An 18,005-nucleotide genomic window follows, 5' to 3' on the forward strand; every position below is an offset into this window, starting at 1 on the left:
CCGGGAGCACCGGCGGCACGGCCGGATCCCGGTGAAGTGCCGTACGACCGTGGGCAGATGTGATTTTCCTGGTTCCTCCGGATGTGGCCTCGGCTATCGTGCAGAGGTGGACTTGGGGCTGATCCAACAGTGGTATCCCGTAGGTACGGACGTCGTGGTCTATCTCGCCGGGGGGCGGTCCGCTCGGGGACGGCTGGAGGCTGTCGGCGCCGACAGCCTCGTGCTCGTCACCGACACCGGACCCACCCTGCTGGGCGCGAACGCGATCGAACAGGTCGGGCTGCCGATGGGCCAGAGCACCGCACCCGCCGCCGCGGCTCCCCCCGCGCCGCCACCGCCCGCCCCGCCGCCACCACCGCCCCCGGCTCCGGTGCCCATCGTGCTCTCCGCCGCCTGGAACGTCCTGGACGGCGAGTTCGCGATGGACCCGGAGCAGGCCCTGCCGACCGCTCCGGCCTTCGCTCTCGACCCCGCGTTCACCCTGGGGTACTCCGAGGCCAAGGAGATCGAAGGGCATCTCAACCGGGCCAAGAACCGGCTCGACTTCGCCACCAAGATCGGCGAGCCGTCCCGGGCCCCGGGAGCGATCCGCGATCTTGCGGCCGCCGCCGCGGACTGCGACTACCCGCCCGCCTTCCATCTCGCCGCCCTGCTGCTCCTGGAACGCGTCGACACCGACGCGGCCCGCCGTCAGGCCGAGGCATGGATGACGGAAGCCGCCTCCTGCGGCCACCGGTACGCCTGGGACCTGGCGGTGCTGCGCCTGCGGAACGGCCGCCCCCGGGAAGCGATCCCGGCCCTTGCCGAAGCGCTGCTGCTCGGCCCCGCCGACCACAGCGACGACGTACTGCTCCGGCTGCTCCTCGCCCTGGCGCTCCGGGAAGGCGACGCGCCCGCCGCCGCGGCAGCCCTCGCCGGAGCGGTCGAGGAGGGGCCCGAGGAGCGCCGGGTCGCCACCCGCGCCGGTCTGTATCTCCTCTCCCGCTTCTCCCCGGAACGGGCCGCACCGCTGGAGCCGTTACTCGCGGCACCGAACCCGGCCCCCGACGAACTGCGCCGGGTCCTCGCCGCCCTCGACCCGGACGCGGCGGACCGGCCGCTCGCCCCGGCGCCGATACCCGGCCCCACTCCCGCCGCCCCTCAGCCGCACCCCGCTCCCCAGACGTACGCGGCTCCGCAGACCTTCACCTCCCCGCAGACGTACACCGCCCCGGTCGCCCCCCGCGTCCCGGAGCCCCGGCCGGTCCGCAAACCGGCCGGGGAGCCGGAGAAGCCGCCCGCCCCCGGCCCCAAGGACCCCCAGCTCCATGTCGCGGCCGCCCGCAACCAGCTCAACCAGGGCAATCTCGACGCCGCGCTGAAGATCGCGCAGAACGCCCTGGCGGGCAGCCCGGGCCATCCCGAACTGCTGGAGATCGCCGAGACCGCGCGGCGCGAGAAGGCGGCCCGTACCCCCGCCGCCCCCGCCTCCAAACGCACGTCCCACTCCCAGCAGGCCCGCGGCAACCGCACCGCCTACGCCCGGGCCCAGCACGCCGACACCAAGGAGAAGGACTGGCCCAAGGCCGAACAGCTCTACCGCCAGGCCCTGACCGAGGACCCGGACAACGAGCGGGCCCGCCGCTCCCTCGCCTGGGGGCTGCACCGCTTCAAGCGCAGCGCCGAGGCGCTGGAGCTGCTGCGCGATCCGAACGTCGTCGTCCAGGACACCCTGCCCCACCAGAACATGATCATCACGATTCTGAGCGACACGGGGAAATGGGCCGAGGCCGCCGGGCTGCTGGAGGACCTGCTGAAGCGGGAGCACCCCAAGCAGACCAGGACGGGCCTGCTGAAGCGGCTGATCGTGCTCTACCGCAGGCTCCGGGACCCGGAGCGGGCCAAGGACGCGGCCCAGCGCCTGCTCCACCACGGCCCCCGCAACCCGGAGTTCCGCAGCCTCTGGGAAGAGGTCGAGAAGGCGGTCCGCTCCGGGATCTGGGACAAGATCGACCAACTGCTGGTCAAAAGCGACTGGAAGCCCGAGCAGTCCGGTTCGATCAGCCCCATCCTCCTGCTCCATCTGGACCACTGCGAGTACGCGGGGGTGAACCCCGCCCGCGTCCAGGAGGGCACCCTCAGCGAGCGGGACGTCCAGGAGCTGGACGATCTCATCCGCAAACTCGGGGCCCAGCGGTCCGCGGACCGCGCCGCCTACAACCTGTCGGCGGCCCGTATCCTGCGGGACCTCAACCAGTCCGAGGACGAACGCTTCCACAAGTCCCTGCGGGGCTTCGGCGCGGCCATGGGCGATCTGTGCACGGCCGAACGCCGCCACGGTGACGTCAGCCGCACCTACTACGCCGAGGCCGTCGCACTCGGCGGCTGGGACGATATGGGCGAGCTGAAGGTCAAGCAGTTCGTCCTCTCCTATCTCGACCCCGACTCCCCGCAGCCGGCCTCGCGCCCGGCGTTCGACCAGTGCCTGCTCTGGGTGCTGGAGGACCAGAGCCTGCACCGGTCCCTCACCTTCGGCCTGCTGAGCCTGATGGCCAACAGCTCCGACCGGGTACGGCGCGAGATCGTCTCCCGCACCTTCCGCGTGGACCACACCAAGGACGTCCTCTTCGCCCAGCTCTGCGCCTATCTGGGCGAGACCAGGCCGTCGAGCGCCCACGACATCTACGCGGAGCTGTGGCAGGAGGCCCTGCACAAGCTCCGCCAGGAGCTGGACACCCAGCGCCAGTCCCTCCAGCTCCCGCTGAACCGCAGCGAACCCCTCGGCGCCCTCGCCGAGGACCAGCAACTGCTGGAGCGCGCCCGGGACCTCGCGCCCACCACCCCGCTGGACATCGACCGGCTCAAGAAGGTGGCCATCACCCTCGCGGACATCCACGGCTATCTGGAACAGCCGTCGTATCTGGAGCAGGAGCGGCTGGAGTCCAAGATCCGTACGGCGGTACGGGAGCTGAAGGGCACCATCGAGACCTCGCCGACCCGGCTCAGCCTGGAGTATCTCGTTCCGCTGCTGACCAAGCTGGACCGGGCGCTCGCCGCGCACTTCGAGGACGTCCAGCGGGCCGCGGAGCCCACGGACCTCGAAGTGACGAAGGTGCTCTCCAGCTACGCCCCCAGCGCCGCGTCCACCATCCATGTACAGCTCAGTGTGAAGAACCTGCCCCGGCGCAGCCCCGCCGTCGACGTGGTGCTGCGCGTCCTGGACAACACCGACGACTACGAGCCCGTCCCCGAGCCCATTCCGGTCGCCCACAGCCTGCGCGACGAGCAGACCGAGACCTGCACACTCCCCCTGGTGGTGACGGGCCGGGCGATAGCCGAGCAGATCCTGACCCTCCACTACCGCCTGGAGTTCACGGTCCGCTCCGACCGGCGCATCGTCACCGAGCCCCGGACGCTCCCGCTGCGGCTGAACGACTCCCAGGACTGGAAGAAGATCGACAACCCGTATGCCGAGGGTGCCCCGGTCGAGGACAAGGACATGTTCTACGGCCGTGATCCGCTGCTCCAGATACTCGCGGACTCCCTGGAACAGGCCGACGCCAAATGCGTGGTGATCTACGGACAGAAGCGGGTCGGGAAATCGTCGGTCCTGCACCATCTGAAGGAACGCCTCCAGCCCCCGGTGCTCGCGGCCCAGCTGAGCGTCGGCGAGATCAAGATGGGCAAACTGACCCATGCCAGCCTGCTCTACAAGATCGCCAATGCGTTCTTCCGGCGGCTGGAGGATCTGGAGGACGCCGGGCTGCCGGGGCTGGAGCTGCCGCGGCCGGTGCTGACCGAGTTCATCGGCAGCGGGGCGCCGGAGATCTACTTCGACGATTTCATGCGGGACATGCGGCGCCGGATGCAGCGGAGCGAGACCTACCGCGACTGGCGGCTGGTGCTGCTGCTCGACGAGTTCACCATCCTCTACGGCGCCGTGAAACGCACCGACCTGCCCAGGGACTTCATGACCCTGTGGAAGGCGATGCTGGAGCGGAAGCTGTTCAGCAGTGTCGTCGTCGGCAACGACCTGATGCCGCGCTTCCTCAAGGCCTTCCCCAATGAATTCCAGGTCGCCCGGCAGGAACAGGTGACCTATCTGGACCAGGAGTCCGCCGAACTGCTGATCACCGAACCGATCGCCCTGGAGAACGGGGAGAGCCGCTACCGCGGCGACTCCGTCGAACGCATCGTCGAGCTGACCGCCCGCAATCCGTACTACATCCAGCTCTTCTGCAACCGTCTCGTCGAGCACATGAACAGCGAACGCCAGTCGCTGATCGGCCCCGCCGATGTCGACAATGTCGCCGCCGCGCTGGTCAGCGGGGACAAACCGGTGGACCAGGGACAGTTCGACAATCTCCTCACCCCCGGCGACGCCGATGTCAGCGAACTGTCGGAGGACGTCGTGCTCGCGGTCCTCAAGGGCAGCCTCTCCGGCCACCGCCGCGATCTCCATCTCGACGGCCGCAAATCCCGCGAACTGCCGGAGGGCCCCCGCGTCATCGAGGACCTGCTCCGCCGCGACGTCATCGTCCGCGAATCCGAGGACCGCTACCGCATCAAGGTGGGGCTGTTCGCGGAGTGGCTCTGGCACCGAAAGGCGTAACCCCCGTGACCGAGCCGATGCCGGGCGGTTCCGGCAATCCCTTCGCCACGGTCGGCCATCCCGTGCACGGTCCGGCCCATGTGGGCCGCACCGGAGCCGTGGACGTCCTGCTGGAGCGGGTGCTGCACCAGTCGACGGCGGGTGCGACCGCGATCATCGGTCCGCCGCGGATCGGCAAGTCGAGCCTGGCGTACCACGTCTTCATGCGGCCCGACGCCCGTGTGTCCCATCCCCAGCTGCTGCCGGTCTGGATGAACGTACGGACGCAGGCGGGCATCCAGCAGGTCTTCCGCAGGCTCTGCGACGACGTCTGGGATCTGCTGTCCGAGCGGTCCCCCGATATCGACGCGCGCACCGCGGCCGCCTACCAGCGGGCGGTGGCACCCGATCTCCTCTGGGGGCAGGCCCAGAGCGAGACCCAGGAGTTCCTCCGGCTGGTCCGGCGGCGCGGCTGGCGGGTGGTGCTGGTCCTGGACGAGTTCGACGCGGCCCGTGAGGTGTTCCGTACGGAGCCGGGCACCTTCCAGGCGCTCCGGGAGATCGCGTACAACCTCGACTGGAACATCGGTCTGGTCACCACCTCCCGCCGGGAGCTCCGCGAGATCGTCGACATGGCCGATCCCGATGAGTCGACCTTCGCCGGAATCTTCCGCTCCCTCTTTCTGACCTGCTTCGACACCGAGGAGCTGACGGCGCTCACGGCCCGGGTGCCGGGCTTTGCACACCAGCGGGACGGCGACGGCGACGGGGACGGAGACGGGGAGGATCCGGCGGCCGCCGTCGCCCGGCTCGGCGAGCTGACCGGCGGGCACCCCTATCTGGCGAGCGTGCTGCTGGACCGGGTCTGCGGCGCCGCCCGGGGCCGCCCGTTCCGGCTGCTCGACGAGCTGGAGGGCCTCGCGCACTCCCGGCCCGCCGAATTCCAGTACTACTACCGCGATCTCCAGGAGCTGCTGCGCGCCGACGGCCGACTCCGGGCGCTCCTGGAGGTGGTCCTCGGCCCCCAGCTCGTGGTCACCCCGGACGATGCCCTGGTCCTGGTCCAGCAGGGCCTGGTCCGGGTGGAGGACGGCGCGTACCGCGCGTTCTCCGAGGACTTCCAGCAGTTCCTGACCCTGATCGGCCGGAAGCTGGACCACTGGGACAGCTGGATGACCGTGGAGCTGCGCGTCCGGGATCTGGTGGAGTCCGTCTTCGAGGAGCGGTACGGCTCCGACTGGCCGGACCGGCTGCGGGAGGTCCGGCCCAAGCTGGTCGCCATGCTCGACCAGTGCGAGGAGCTGCGCGCCCGGGAGCAGCGGTCGTTCGGCGCCCGGGGCTCCACGCGGCTGCTGGACTTCACCTATCCGCGTGATCTGTACGACCTGATGGCCTCGCACTGGGATCTCTTCGGCCCGCTGCTGAAGAAGGACAAGGCGTACTGGAACGAACGCTTCTCGCTGCTGGCGAAGGTCCGCAACCCCATGGTGCACAACCGGATGTCGGTGGTGACAGCGGTCGAGCAGCGGACGTTCCAGGTGTACTGCGACGAGATCATGGAGCTGCTGGACCGTACCGGCGGCTGACGACCGGCCCGGGGCCGCGGCGGGCCCCGGGCCGATCAGGATCGTGGTCCGGAATCAGTCGTCCGGGATCAGTCGTTACGGGGGAACCCCAGGTCGACGCCCGCGTGCGGCTCCGAGGGGTCGGGCCAGCGGGTGGTGACGACCTTGCCGCGGGTGTAGAAGTGCACGCCGTCGTTTCCGTAGATGTGGTGGTCGCCGAAGAGGGAGTCCTTCCAGCCGCCGAAGGAGTGGTAGCCGACGGGGACCGGGATCGGGACGTTGACGCCGACCATGCCGGCTTCGACCTCCAGCTGGAAGCGGCGGGCGGCGCCGCCGTCCCGGGTGAAGATCGCGGTGCCGTTGCCGTACGGCGAGGCGTTGATCAGCGCCACGCCCTCCTCGTACGTCGCGACCCGTAGCACGCAGAGCACCGGGCCGAAGATCTCGTCGCGGTAGGCGTCGGAGGCGGTGGAGACCCGGTCGAGGAGGGAGAGGCCGATCCAGTGCCCGTCCTCATGGCCCTCGACCGTGTAGCCGGTGCCGTCGAGGACGACCTCGGCGCCCTGGGCTGCCGCCCCGGTCACATAGGAGGCGACCTTGTCGCGGTGGGCGCGGGTGATCAGGGGACCCATCTCGGACGCGGGGTCCGTACCGGGGCCGATGACGATCTTCGCGGCGCGCTCGCGGATCTTCTCCACAAGGTCGTCGGCGACGGAGTCGAGGGCGACGACGGCGGAGATCGCCATACAGCGCTCGCCCGCGGAGCCGTACGCCGCCGAGACCGCGGCGTCGGCGGCCGCGTCCAGATCCGCGTCGGGCAGGACCAGCATGTGGTTCTTGGCGCCGCCGAGCGCCTGGACGCGCTTGCCGTTGGCGGAGGCGGTGGTGTGGATATAGCGGGCGATGGGGGTGGAGCCGACGAAGGAGACCGCGGCCACATCGGGGTGCTCCAGCAGCGCGTCGACCGCGACCTTGTCGCCGTGGACCACATTGAGCACGCCGTCGGGCAGCCCCGCCTCCGAGGCCAGTTCGGCCAGGAGGTTCGCGGCCGAGGGGTCCTTCTCACTGGGCTTCAGGACGAAGGTGTTCCCGCAGGCGACGGCGAGCGGGAACATCCACATCGGCACCATCGCGGGGAAGTTGAACGGGGTGATGCCCGCGACGACCCCCAGCGGCTGGCGGATCGCGGCGACGTCGACCCGGCTGGAGACCTGGGTCGACAGCTCGCCCTTGAGCTGGGTGGTGATCCCGCAGGCCAGTTCGACGATCTCCAGTCCGCGCGCCACCTCCCCGAGCGCGTCCGAGTGCACCTTGCCGTGCTCGGCGGTGATCAGCGCGGCGATATCGTCGCGGCGGGCGTCCAGCAGCGCCCGGTAGCGGAAGAGGACCGCGGTCCGCGCGGCCAGCGACGAGGTGCCCCAGCTCCGAAACGCCTCCTTGGCCGTGGCGACGGCGGCCCCGACCTCGTCCGCCGAGGCCAGCGCCACCCTGGTGGTCACGGCGCCGGTCGCGGGGTCCGTGACCTCGCCCCAGTTGCCGGACGCGCCTTCGACGGTCTTGCCACCGATCCAGTGGTTGACGGTCTTCGTCATCGCGAGAGGCTCCTTCACAAGCTGCGGACGTTCCGGCGGGGGGCCGGGCGGGGGTCACCGGGCGGACCGGACGGCAGGCGCCGGCCGGATCACAGATGGCGGCGCCGGGCGGCGATCCGCCGTTCGTACTCCTCCCGCGCCCTGATCGCGGAGGGACGGGTCGCCGTCTCCGCCACAGGAACATCCCACCACGCCTGTGCCGGGGGCGCGCCCGACACAGTGTCTGCCGTTTCGGTCTCCACGTAGACACCTGTGGGCACGTCCGACCAGCGGGCTTCGGCCAGGGCTTCCCGCAGGTCACGTACGGTACGGGCGCGGATGACCCGGAGGCCGAGGGAGGCCGCGTTGGCCGCCAGGTCGACGGGGAGCGGGCCGCCCGTGTACGTACCGTCGGGCGCGCGGTGCCGGTAGGCCGTACCGAACCCTTCGGCGCCGACGGACTCCGAGAGGCCGCCGATCGACGCATAGCCGTGGTTCTGGAGGATGATCACCTTGATCGGGACGTTCTCCTGGACGGCGGTGACGATCTCGGTGGGGTTCATCAGATACGTACCGTCTCCGACGAGGGCCCAGACGGGCCGGCCGGGGGCCGCCAGGGCGACGCCGATGGCGGCGGGGATCTCGTAGCCCATGCAGGAGTAGCCGTACTCCACGTGGTACTGGTCGGCGGAGCGCGCCCGCCAGAGCTTGTGCAGATCACCGGGGAGCGAACCGGCCGCGTTGATCAGGATGTCGTCCCCGGTGACCAGCGCGTCCAGGGCGCCGAGCACCTGGGGCTGGGTGGGGCGTGCGCCGGGATCGGCGGGGGCGTACGCGGTGTCCACCAAGCGCTCCCAGTCCGCCTTGCGCTCCCCGTAGCCGCTTTCGTACGCCTCCGGGACCCGGTGTCCGCCGGTCGCCGCCAGCGCCTCCGTCAGCTCCTCCAGCCCGGCCCGCGCATCGGCCACGACCGAGAGCCCGGCCAGTTTATGGGCGTCGAAGGAGGTCACATTGATGTTGAGGAACCGGACGGCCGGGTTCTGGAAAAGGGTGGAGGAGGCGGTGGTGAAATCGGACCAGCGGGTGCCGACGCCGATGACGAGATCGGCGGTACGGGCCAGTTCATCGGCCGTCGCGGTACCGGTATGGCCGATTCCGCCCACCTCGCAGGGGTGGTCGTACGGCAGTGCGCCCTTCCCCGCCTGGGTCGTGGCGACGGGGATCCCGGTGGCGTCGGCGAAGGTCCGCAGGGCCTCCTCGGCCTCGGAGTGGTGGACGCCGCCGCCCGCGACGAGCAGGGGCCGGCGGGCCGCCGCCACGGTGTGCGCGGCCTCCGCCAGGGCCCGGCGGTCGGGGCGCGGACGGGCCACCCGCCAGACGCGTTCGGCAAAGAACTCCTCGGGCCAGTCGTACGCCTCCGCCTGGACGTCCTGGGGCAGCGCCAGCGTCACGGCACCGGTCTCGGCGGGGTCGGCAAGGACCCGTACGGCCGCCAACGCGGCCGGAATCAGCGCCTCCGGGCGGGTGATCCGGTCGAACCAGCGGGAGACGGGCCGCAGCGCGTCGTTGACCGACACATCGCCCGCGTAGGGGACTTCGAGCTGCTGGAGCACCGGATCGGCGGGCCGGCCGGCGAAGACGTCACCGGGCAGCAGCAGGACCGGCAGCCGGTTGACCGTGGCGAGCGCGGCGCCGGTGACGAGATTGGTGGCGCCCGGGCCGATGGAGGTGGTGACGGCGTGCGCCGAGAGCCGGCGCGACTGGCGGGCGTAGCCGACGGCGGCATGGACCATGGCCTGTTCGTTACGGCCCTGGTAGTACGGCATCGGGGAATCCGGTCCGGTGCCGGACTCGACCAGTGCCTGGCCGATCCCGGCGACGTTGCCGTGGCCGAAGATGCCCCAGGTGGCGGCGATCAGCCGGTGGCGGCGGCCGTCGCGTTCGGTGTACTGGCGGCTGAGAAAGGCGACGAGCGCCTGGGCGACGGTGAGCCGGGTGGTCATCGGTGTCCTTCCTCGGTGGCGGACGGGGGCGCTGTGGCGGGCGGGGTCACAGGGTCGGACGGGTACACAGGGTCGGACGAGGGCTCCGGGTCGGACGGGGGCGCGGGACGCGGGGCCGGGCTCGGATCCGGGCCGGGTCTCGGGCCCGGCGGGGCCCCGTACAACGGCAGCCGGGCGTCGACGGGCTGCTCCGGCCAGGTGCCCCGGATCCACGCGTGGTCGGGATGGTCGCAGATCAGCCACTCCCGCTCCGGACCCGGCCCCGCCATCACATTGAGGTAGTACATGGTCCGGCCGGGCGGGGCGATCGAAGGACCGTGCCAGCCGTCCGGGATCAGCACCGCGTCCCCGCCGCGGACTTCGGCCAGGACGTCCGTACCACCCGTCCTGGACGGCGATACGCGCTGATAGCCGAGGCCGCCGCCGTCGATCTCGAAGTAGTAGATCTCCTCCAGGACGGATTCGGAGCCCGGCCGGTACTCGTCGTGCTTGTGCGGCGGATAGGACGACCAGTTCCCGCCGGGGGTCAGCACCTCCACCGCGATCAGCCGGTCGCAGTCGAACACGCCCGCCGCCGCGAAGTTGTTGACCTGGCGCGAGCAGTTGCCCGTACCGCGCAGCTCGACCGGTACCTCCGGCGCGGGGCCGTAGCGAGCGGGGAGTCGTCGCTCGCACTTCGCTCCTGCCAAGGCGAAGCGGCCTCCCGCACCGGAGGCGATCTGTGCCCGGGTGTCACGGGGGACGTACGCGAAGTCGGAGACCCCGCTGAACACGTTTTCCCGTCCCAGCAGTTCGAAAAACGCGCCGTCGGCCGTGACCGTGCAGCTTCCCGCCAGCGGCAGCACGATCCACTCGGCATCGCCCGTCGGGAAGGAGTGGGAGCCGCCCGGGGGGAGTTCAAGGATCCGGACGCCGGTGTGCTCCCAGCCCGGCCGGGCGGGATCGCCGGGGTCGATCCGCAGGGCGTACGGCCCGTCGGCGGCGCTGCCCGCCGGAACGTACCGGTCCAAGGGCCGCCCGCCGGTCTCGTCGCTGCTCATCGCTCCGTACGCTCCCTCTCGATACCGTCGTGCCGTTGCCGATGCCGTCGCCGTTGCCGTCGCCGGGCCGCTTCCGCTGCCCGCGGTGCGCCCCGGTTGCCGTCAGAGCAGGCCCACGGCCGTGTCGACGGCCTTGGCGACATCGCCGTCCACGGGGTAGAGCAGCGAACGCCCCACCACAAGACCCTGCACGGTGGGCAGTCGCAGCGCCGTCCGCCACCTCTCGTACGCACCGTGCTGATCGTCCCCGATCTCGCCCCCCAGGATGACGGCAGGCAGCGTGGAGGTCTCCAGAACGGCCTCCATATCGGCGGGATCCTCGGTCACGGGGACCTTCAGCCAGGTGTACGCGGACGTTCCGGCCAGGCCCGAGGCGATGGCTATCGACCGGGTGACGGCTTCGGCGCCGAGGTCGCTGCGGAGCTTCCCGTCCACCCGGTGGCAGATGAACGGCTCCACAAAGACCGGAAGTCGATGCTCGGCCATCTCGTCGATGGTCCGTGCCGTGGTGTGGAGGGTGTCGAGCGACCCCGGGTCGTCGTAGTCGATGCGCAGCAGCAGCTTCCCCGCGTCGAACCCGAGCCGGACCAGATCGCGGGGGCGGTGGCCGGTGAAACGGTCGTCGAGCTCGAAGGCGGCGCCCGCGAGGCCGCCGCGGTTCATGGAGCCGATGACGATCCGGTCCTCCAGCGCGCCGAGGAGCAGCAGGTCGTCGAGGATGTCGGCGGTGGCGAGCACACCGTCCACGCCGGGCCGCGAGAGCGCGAGACAGAGCCGCTCCAGCAGGTCGATCCGGTTGGCCATGGCGAGCCGGCGGTCCCCGACGGCGAGGGCGCCCCGCGCGGGATGGTCGGCCGCGATGATCATCAGCCGGCCGGTCTCGCCCAGGAGCCGGGGCCGCCGGCTGCGGCGGGCCGCCGCTTCGGCGACGGCTTCGGGGTGGCGGCTGCGGATCCCGGTCAGTCCGGTGATGGAGACCCGGCTCACGACGGCGCCCCGGGAACGGCGGTGCCGGGGGTGGCGGTGCCGGGGGCGGGCCCGGACGGCGGCTGTGCGGATGGCGACTGCGCGGTTGGCGACTGTGCGGTTGGCGGAGGGGTCCGTTCCGGCGGTACGGGGCCGCCCGCGAGGACCTGTTCGACCTCGTCCGGGTACGGCATCGCGCTGGAACAGGCGAGCCTGGCCGCCACGATCGCCCCGGCCGCGTTGGCGTACCGCATGACCTGCTCCAGCGGCAGACCGGCCAGCAGTCCGTGGCAGAGCGCGCCGCCGAAGGCGTCCCCCGCGCCCAGACCGTTGACGACCTCGACGGGGACGGGCGGGACCTCGGCCCGGGTGCCGTCGCGGTGGAGCGCGAGGACGCCCTTCGGGCCCTGTTTGACCACGGCGAGTTCGGCTCCGGCGGCGAGCAGCGCCCGGGCGGCGGTCTCCGGGTCGCGCTCCCCCGTGGCGATCTCGCACTCGTCGACGTTGCCGACGGCGACGGTCGCGAAGCCGAGGGCCTCGCGGTAGTACGGGCGGGCCGTCTCCGGGTCCCGCCAGAACATCGGCCGCCAGTCGAGGTCGAGGACGGTGAGCCCGGCGCGGTCCCGGTGGGCGAGCGCGGCCTGGGTGGCGCCGCGGCTGGGCTCGGCGCTCAGACCGGTGCCGGTCACCCAGAAGACCCGGGCCCGCCGGATCTCGGCCAGGTCGAGTTCGTCGGTACGGATCTCCAGGTCGGGGGCCTTGGGCTGCCGGTAGAAGTAGAGCGGGAAGTCGTCCGGCGGGAAGATCTCGCAGAAGGTGACCGGGGTCGGATAGGCGGGGACGGGGGTGACCCAGCGGTCGTCGACGCCGAAGTCGCGCAGGGCGCGGTGGAGGTACTCCCCGAAGGGGTCGCTGCCGGTGCGGGTGATCACGGCGGTACGGCGGCCGAGGCGGGCCGCGCCGACGGCCACGTTGCTCGCGGAGCCGCCGAGGAACTTGCCGAAGGTGTCGGCCTCGGCCAGCGGGACGCCGGTCCGCAGCGGGTACAGGTCGACGCCGATCCGGCCCATGGTGATCACGTCGTACGGCGGCGGGTCGTACGGCTGAGGCATGCGCGTCCCTTCGGTCCTGCGGTTCGGCGCCCGGTCCCCCGGACCGGTGAGGCGGTGCGCACGGGTCCGGATGCGCACAGGTCTAATAGCCGGTGCGGAGCCCTGTCAATATTTTGTCCTGACATTCGGACGAAGGCTTGACACCCTTTCGGGGCGGCCGGAAAGCTCGACGGTATGACCAGCCCCGTCGCTCCCCTGAACCGCATCCGGATCGGCTCGGCCCCCGACTCCTGGGGCGTGTGGTTCCCCGACGACCCCCGGCAGGTCCCGTGGCGGCGCTTCCTCGACGAGGTCGCCGAAGCGGGGTACGAGTGGATCGAACTGGGCCCTTACGGCTATCTGCCCTCCGATCCGGCGGTACTGGCCGCCGAGACCGGGCGCCGGGGCCTGAAGGTGTCGGCCGGCACCGTTTTCACCGGGCTCCACCACGGCCCCGCCGTCTGGGACGAGACCTGGGCGCACGTCTCGGCCATCGCCGCGCTGACGGAGGCGATGGGCGCCCGCCATCTGGTGGTCATCCCGTCCTTCTGGCGGGACGACAAGACGGGGAAGGTGCTGGAGGACAGCACTCTGACGGCGGAACAGTGGCGCGATCTGACCCGTCAGACGGAACGGCTCGGGCGGGAGGTCCGTGAGCGGTACGGGCTGGAGATCGTCGTCCATCCGCACGCCGACACCCATATCGACGGCGAGGAGAACGTGGCCCGCTTTCTGGACGCCACCGACCCCGCGCTGGTCTCCCTCTGCCTCGACACGGGGCACTACGCCTACTGCGGCGGCGACAGCGTGAAGCTCATCGAGACCTACGGGGAGCGGATCGGCTACCTCCATCTGAAGCAGGTCGATCCGGAGGTACTGGCCGGGGTGGTGGCGGAAGGGGTGCCGTTCGGGCCCGCGGTGGCGCGGGGTGTGATGTGCGAGCCGCCGGGCGGGGTGCCGGCGCTGGAACCGGTCCTGGCCGCGGCACAGGCGCTCGGCATCGAACTGTTCGCCATCGTCGAACAGGACATGTATCCGTGCCCGCCGGACAAGCCGTTCCCGATCGCGGAGCGGACCCGGCGCTTCCTGCGCTCCTGCGGAGCCTGAGGCCGTACCGCTGCGGGCGGGGGCTGCACGGGCCCCGGGCGTTCCGGCCATGGGGGGGCGCGCAGTTGCTCGGCAGGGCGCATGAGCCGGGGTGCACGACCGGCGTACGGACCCGGCCGGACCGGCGCGCGACCGCCCGGGGCGGTTTATGCCGATGATCGGATATATCTCCATTACGCGGGTCTTCCGTCACAGGTGATCAACACCGCGGCACTTCCCCTCCCGCGGCGGGGCCCGCGGGGACAGGCTCGGTGCTCGCCAAGCGCATCCGCCGCAGGTCCTTCGCGGTCCCCCCACCACGACTGCGGCGCCCGCAAGGAGGTGTCTCACAGATGTCGGACAGAAGGCTCTGGTCGTACAAGGAGATCGCCGCACACATCCAGGTGCAGCCGGACACCGTCCGCTCCTACCGCAAGCACGGACATCTGCCGCCGCCCGACCTGGTCGAGGGCGGGAAGCCGTACTGGTACGCGGACACCATCCGCACCTGGGTGGCCAACCGTCCCGGCAACAACCGCGGCCGCCGCTGACCCGACGCGCGGCCCGGTCCCGGCGTCCCGCACCCCCATGAGGGGTGCGGGACGCCCCCGTAAAGCCCCCGCAGAGCCCCTGTACGCCCCAACCCTCCCCCGGGCGCCCCGGACCCCCGCCGGGACGCCTCGCCGCCGGGAACGGCCTCCGGGCCGGCGCCCGGCAGTCCCGGGGCGCGGCAAATCCGCTTGTCCGGGCCCGGCGGACTTCCGAGAATGCGGCTCATGCCCCACACCACCGATATCGCCGACACCGCTGCCACCACCAGCATCACTGGCAGCGCCGACACCACCGGTTTCTCCCTCAAACCCACCCTCCACGGCGAGAGGGTGACGCTCCGCCCCTTCACCGAGGCGGATGTCCCCGTGATGGCCGCGATCCTGGACGACCCCGAGGTCCTGCGGTTCACCGGCTCCACCGACGAGGAGGAGTCGGACGCCGCGGACCCGCAGGCGACGGCCGCCCTGCACACCTGGTACACCAGCCGCAACGACCAGCACGACCGGCTCGACCTCGCGGTCGTCGACCGGACGAGCGGCCGGGTCGTCGGGGAAGTCGTACTCCACGAATGGGATCCCGCGAACCGAAACTGCCGCTTCCGCACGCTGATCGGGCCGGAGGGCCGGGGCCGTGGACTGGGCACCGAGGCCACACGGATGATCGTGGACCACGGCTTCGAGCACATCGGTCTCCACCGCATCGCCCTCAGCGTCTTCGCCTTCAATCCCCGGGCCCGGCGGGTCTACGAGAAGGTGGGCTTCGTCGCGGAGGGCGTCGAGCGGGAGGTGCTGCGCCACGGTGACACCTGGGTGGACGCCACGGCGATGTCGGTCCTGGCCCATGAGTGGCGGGCGCTGCACCGGCCCTGACGGACACCGGCGCCCTCCCGGCCGCGCGGGAGTTGCGGACGGCGACACGCACCAGAGGATTCCATACCCCCTAGGGGTATAGTATGGTGTGCAGCACGGGCCACGGGATCACCACCCGTCCCGGTCCACCCGCAATGCGCCCCCCGACGCCCACGAGGAGAACGCCATGAGCACCCAGTCCGACATCGAGATCATCGAGACGGCCCCCGCGTCGAGCTGCTGCGGCGGAAGCTCCTGCGGTACGGGCGCCGCCGAGGCCGGGGCGCAGGGCGCCGTCACCGCCGTCTACCAGGTGAAGGGCATGACCTGCGGCCACTGCGAGGGGGCGATCTCGGAGGAGGTCTCCGCCATCGCGGGCGTCACCTCCGTAACGGCGGTCGCCGCCACGGGCCTGGTCACCGTCGTTTCGGAGGCCCCGCTCGACGAGGCCGCCGTGCGCGACGCCGTGGACGAGGCGGGTTACGAGCTGGCCGGCACCGCCTGATCCGGGGCAAGCCCTTTCCGGGCCGTACGGGACCGTTCTCCGCGGACGTCCCGTGCGGCCCGTCCGCACGACCGGGCCACTCGGGGACATCCGGGGCGTGCCCGCGCCTTCCCGCGGGCGGTATCGGCGACATTCCGGACACGTGCGAACGTGATCCGCCTCTCATCAAGAGGCGCTTCCGGATCCGGGAGAGAGCGCTTTCCAGGGGCGGACGATCACCGTCCCGGCGGCGGTTCTCCCGACGTTCCCCCTGCTCATCACCGTGATCGACAGTTCCGGACGAGCGGGCCCGCCCGGTCCGGGGCGATCACCCGCCGGGCCGTCGACAGCCGTCCGGCAGCTACATGTGAGGCACAAGACCTTCACAAAGAGACCTAGATCACAGATATTGAGGGGTAACCATTGAGGCCCTCCAAGGGTCTAAATGGACGATGCCGGGAACGTCTTGGGGGACGTTCATGGGATGTCTTGGGGGACATCTCAGGCAAGCGTTGGCCGGGGCACGTGCCCGGGGAGCTTTGAGCGGCCCTCCCGTGCGTACGTACCCCGGCATACCGCGTGAGCAGTAACTGCGGTCGCAGACACCCGGCCGGATCCCGTGGGGGGAATCCGCTCCGGGGATATGGGAAGCGCCCCGCTCGCCGACCCGTGGGGGGATCGGCGGTGGGGCGCTTTCCGCTTGCTGCGGCTCGGTCAGCGGGCCTCGACAGGGACGAAGTCGCGGAGGACCTCACCCGTGTAGATCTGCCGCGGGCGGCCGATACGGGAGCCGGGCTCCTTGATCATCTCGTGCCACTGGGCGATCCAGCCGGGCAGCCGGCCGAGCGCGAAGAGCACGGTGAACATCTCGGTCGGGAAGCCCATGGCCCGGTAGATCAGGCCGGTGTAGAAGTCGACGTTCGGGTAGAGCTTGCGCTCGACGAAGTAGTCGTCGGCCAGCGCGTGCTCCTCCAGCTTGAGGGCGATGTCCAGCAGCTCGTCCGACTTGCCGAGGGCGGAGAGGACATCGTGCGCCGCCGCCTTGATGATCTTCGCCCGGGGGTCGAAGTTCTTGTAGACGCGGTGCCCGAAGCCCATGAGCTTCACGCCGTCTTCCTTGTTCTTCACCTTGCGGATGAAGGAGTCGACGTCGCCGCCGGCGGCCTGGATGCCCTCCAGCATCTCCAGCACCGACTGGTTGGCACCGCCGTGCAGCGGGCCCCAGAGCGCGGAGATACCGGCCGAGATCGACGCGAACATGTTCGCCTGCGAGGAGCCCACCAGGCGGACCGTGGAGGTCGAACAGTTCTGCTCGTGGTCGGCGTGGAGGATGAGCAGCTTGTCGAGGGCCGCGACCACGACCGGGTCCAGGTCGTACTCCTGGGCGGGGACCGAGAAGGTCATCCGCAGGAAGTTCTCCACGTACCCCAGGTCGTTGCGCGGGTAGACGAAGGGGTGGCCGATCGACTTCTTGTAGGCGTACGCCGCGATCGTCGGCAGCTTGGCGAGCAGCCGGATCGTCGAGAGGTGGCGCTGCTTCTCGTCGAACGGGTTGTGGCTGTCCTGGTAGAACGTGGACAGGGCGCTGACCACGGAGGACAGCATCGCCATCGGGTGGGCGTCGCGCGGGAAGCCGTCGAAGAACCGCTTGACGTCCTCGTGCAGCAGCGTGTGCTGGGTGATCTCGTTCTTGAAAGCGGCCAGCTCGTCGACGGTGGGTAGCTCGCCGTTGATGAGCAGATAGGCCACCTCGACGAAGGTGGAGCGCTCGGCGAGCTGCTCGATGGGGTAACCGCGGTAGCGCAGGATGCCCTGTTCGCCGTCGAGGTAGGTGATCGCGGATTTGTAGGCGGCCGTATTGCCGTAGCCGCTGTCCAGGGTCACGAGGCCCGTCTGGGCCCGGAGCTTCCCGATGTCGAAGCCCTTGTCACCGACGGTGCTCTCGACCACCGGGTAGGTGTATTCACCGTCCGCGTACCGCAGTACTACAGAGTTGTCGCTCACGTCATCCCTCACCGACGTAGTGCCTCTTCTTCGAGGTGCCCTGACTGTCTCTACCATCCCCCATTTGGCGCATGAGAGTGCACTCGGGGTCGACCTTTGGGCCTATTGGCGGCACTCAGTGCCGCCAACCTGCTCATCCTGCCCCGTTCGCCCGATTTCCGGAAGTCGGGGTGTCGATTCCCACCCTCTGCGGGGTCGTGGCTCCCCCGGGCGGAGGAGCGTGCG

The 18,005-nt window shown here is 70.8% G+C and carries 12 protein-coding genes; 6 read left to right on the forward strand and 6 right to left on the reverse strand.

The window, feature by feature from the left end:
* The first annotated feature begins 106 nt into the window (after positions 1-106).
* A complete protein-coding gene (locus tag B7R87_RS09700; RefSeq protein ID WP_233168798.1) occupies positions 107-4,591 on the forward strand; it encodes an ATP-binding protein in 4,485 nt (1,494 codons plus the stop codon).
* A 5-nt stretch (positions 4,592-4,596) separates the two neighbouring features.
* On the forward strand, positions 4,597-6,156 hold the full coding sequence (locus B7R87_RS09705) for an ATP-binding protein (protein ID WP_006349218.1): 1,560 nt from the start codon (positions 4,597-4,599) through the stop codon (positions 6,154-6,156).
* 68 nt (positions 6,157-6,224) lie between these two features.
* Here B7R87_RS09705 and B7R87_RS09710 read toward each other — a convergent pair whose 3' ends face one another.
* The 5 genes from B7R87_RS09710 to iolC form a co-directional block, all read right to left on the reverse strand.
* Positions 6,225-7,727 carry a CoA-acylating methylmalonate-semialdehyde dehydrogenase gene (locus B7R87_RS09710; RefSeq protein WP_006349217.1) on the reverse strand — a complete coding sequence of 501 codons (1,503 nt, stop codon included), beginning with the start codon at positions 7,725-7,727 and terminating at the stop codon, positions 6,225-6,227.
* An 89-nt stretch (positions 7,728-7,816) separates the two neighbouring features.
* Complete coding sequence (gene iolD / locus B7R87_RS09715; RefSeq protein WP_130584615.1) at positions 7,817-9,709, reverse strand: 3D-(3,5/4)-trihydroxycyclohexane-1,2-dione acylhydrolase (decyclizing); 1,893 nt, start codon at positions 9,707-9,709, stop codon at positions 7,817-7,819.
* Positions 9,706-10,749: a 5-deoxy-glucuronate isomerase gene (gene iolB / locus B7R87_RS09720; RefSeq protein ID WP_006349214.1), complete on the reverse strand. Its 1,044-nt coding sequence runs from the start codon at positions 10,747-10,749 to the stop codon at positions 9,706-9,708. Before iolB ends, iolD begins: the two co-directional genes overlap by 4 nt.
* A 102-nt stretch (positions 10,750-10,851) precedes the next feature.
* On the reverse strand, positions 10,852-11,736 hold the full coding sequence (locus B7R87_RS09725) for a Cgl0159 family (beta/alpha)8-fold protein (RefSeq protein ID WP_006349213.1): 885 nt from the start codon (positions 11,734-11,736) through the stop codon (positions 10,852-10,854).
* Positions 11,733-12,827 carry a 5-dehydro-2-deoxygluconokinase gene (gene iolC, locus B7R87_RS09730; protein ID WP_006349212.1) on the reverse strand — a complete coding sequence of 365 codons (1,095 nt, stop codon included), beginning with the start codon at positions 12,825-12,827 and terminating at the stop codon, positions 11,733-11,735. Before iolC ends, B7R87_RS09725 begins: the two co-directional genes overlap by 4 nt.
* Positions 12,828-13,001: 174 nt before the next feature.
* Here iolC and B7R87_RS09735 point away from each other — a divergent pair, with 174 nt between their 5' ends.
* The 4 genes from B7R87_RS09735 (at position 13,002) to B7R87_RS09750 (ending at position 15,797) form a co-directional block, all read left to right on the forward strand.
* Entirely contained in the window at positions 13,002-13,913 is a 912-nt protein-coding gene (locus tag B7R87_RS09735; protein ID WP_006349211.1) for a sugar phosphate isomerase/epimerase family protein, read from the forward strand.
* A gap of 332 nt (positions 13,914-14,245) precedes the next feature.
* Entirely contained in the window at positions 14,246-14,443 is a 198-nt protein-coding gene (locus tag B7R87_RS09740; protein WP_006349210.1) for a helix-turn-helix transcriptional regulator, read from the forward strand.
* A 216-nt stretch (positions 14,444-14,659) separates the two neighbouring features.
* Positions 14,660-15,313 (forward strand): GNAT family N-acetyltransferase, encoded by a 654-nt coding sequence (locus tag B7R87_RS09745; RefSeq protein ID WP_006349209.1) that lies wholly within the window; start codon positions 14,660-14,662, stop codon positions 15,311-15,313.
* A gap of 166 nt (positions 15,314-15,479) precedes the next feature.
* Positions 15,480-15,797 (forward strand): heavy-metal-associated domain-containing protein, encoded by a 318-nt coding sequence (locus B7R87_RS09750; protein ID WP_040916267.1) that lies wholly within the window; start codon positions 15,480-15,482, stop codon positions 15,795-15,797.
* A gap of 693 nt (positions 15,798-16,490) precedes the next feature.
* Here the strand turns inward: B7R87_RS09750 and B7R87_RS09755 are convergent.
* Positions 16,491-17,780, reverse strand: a complete 1,290-nt coding sequence (locus B7R87_RS09755; protein WP_006349207.1) for a citrate synthase — start codon at positions 17,778-17,780, stop codon at positions 16,491-16,493.
* Positions 17,781-18,005 lie beyond the last annotated feature (225 nt).

The organism is Streptomyces tsukubensis (assembly GCF_003932715.1).
GTDB classification, from domain to species: Bacteria; Actinomycetota; Actinomycetes; order Streptomycetales; family Streptomycetaceae; genus Streptomyces; species Streptomyces tsukubensis.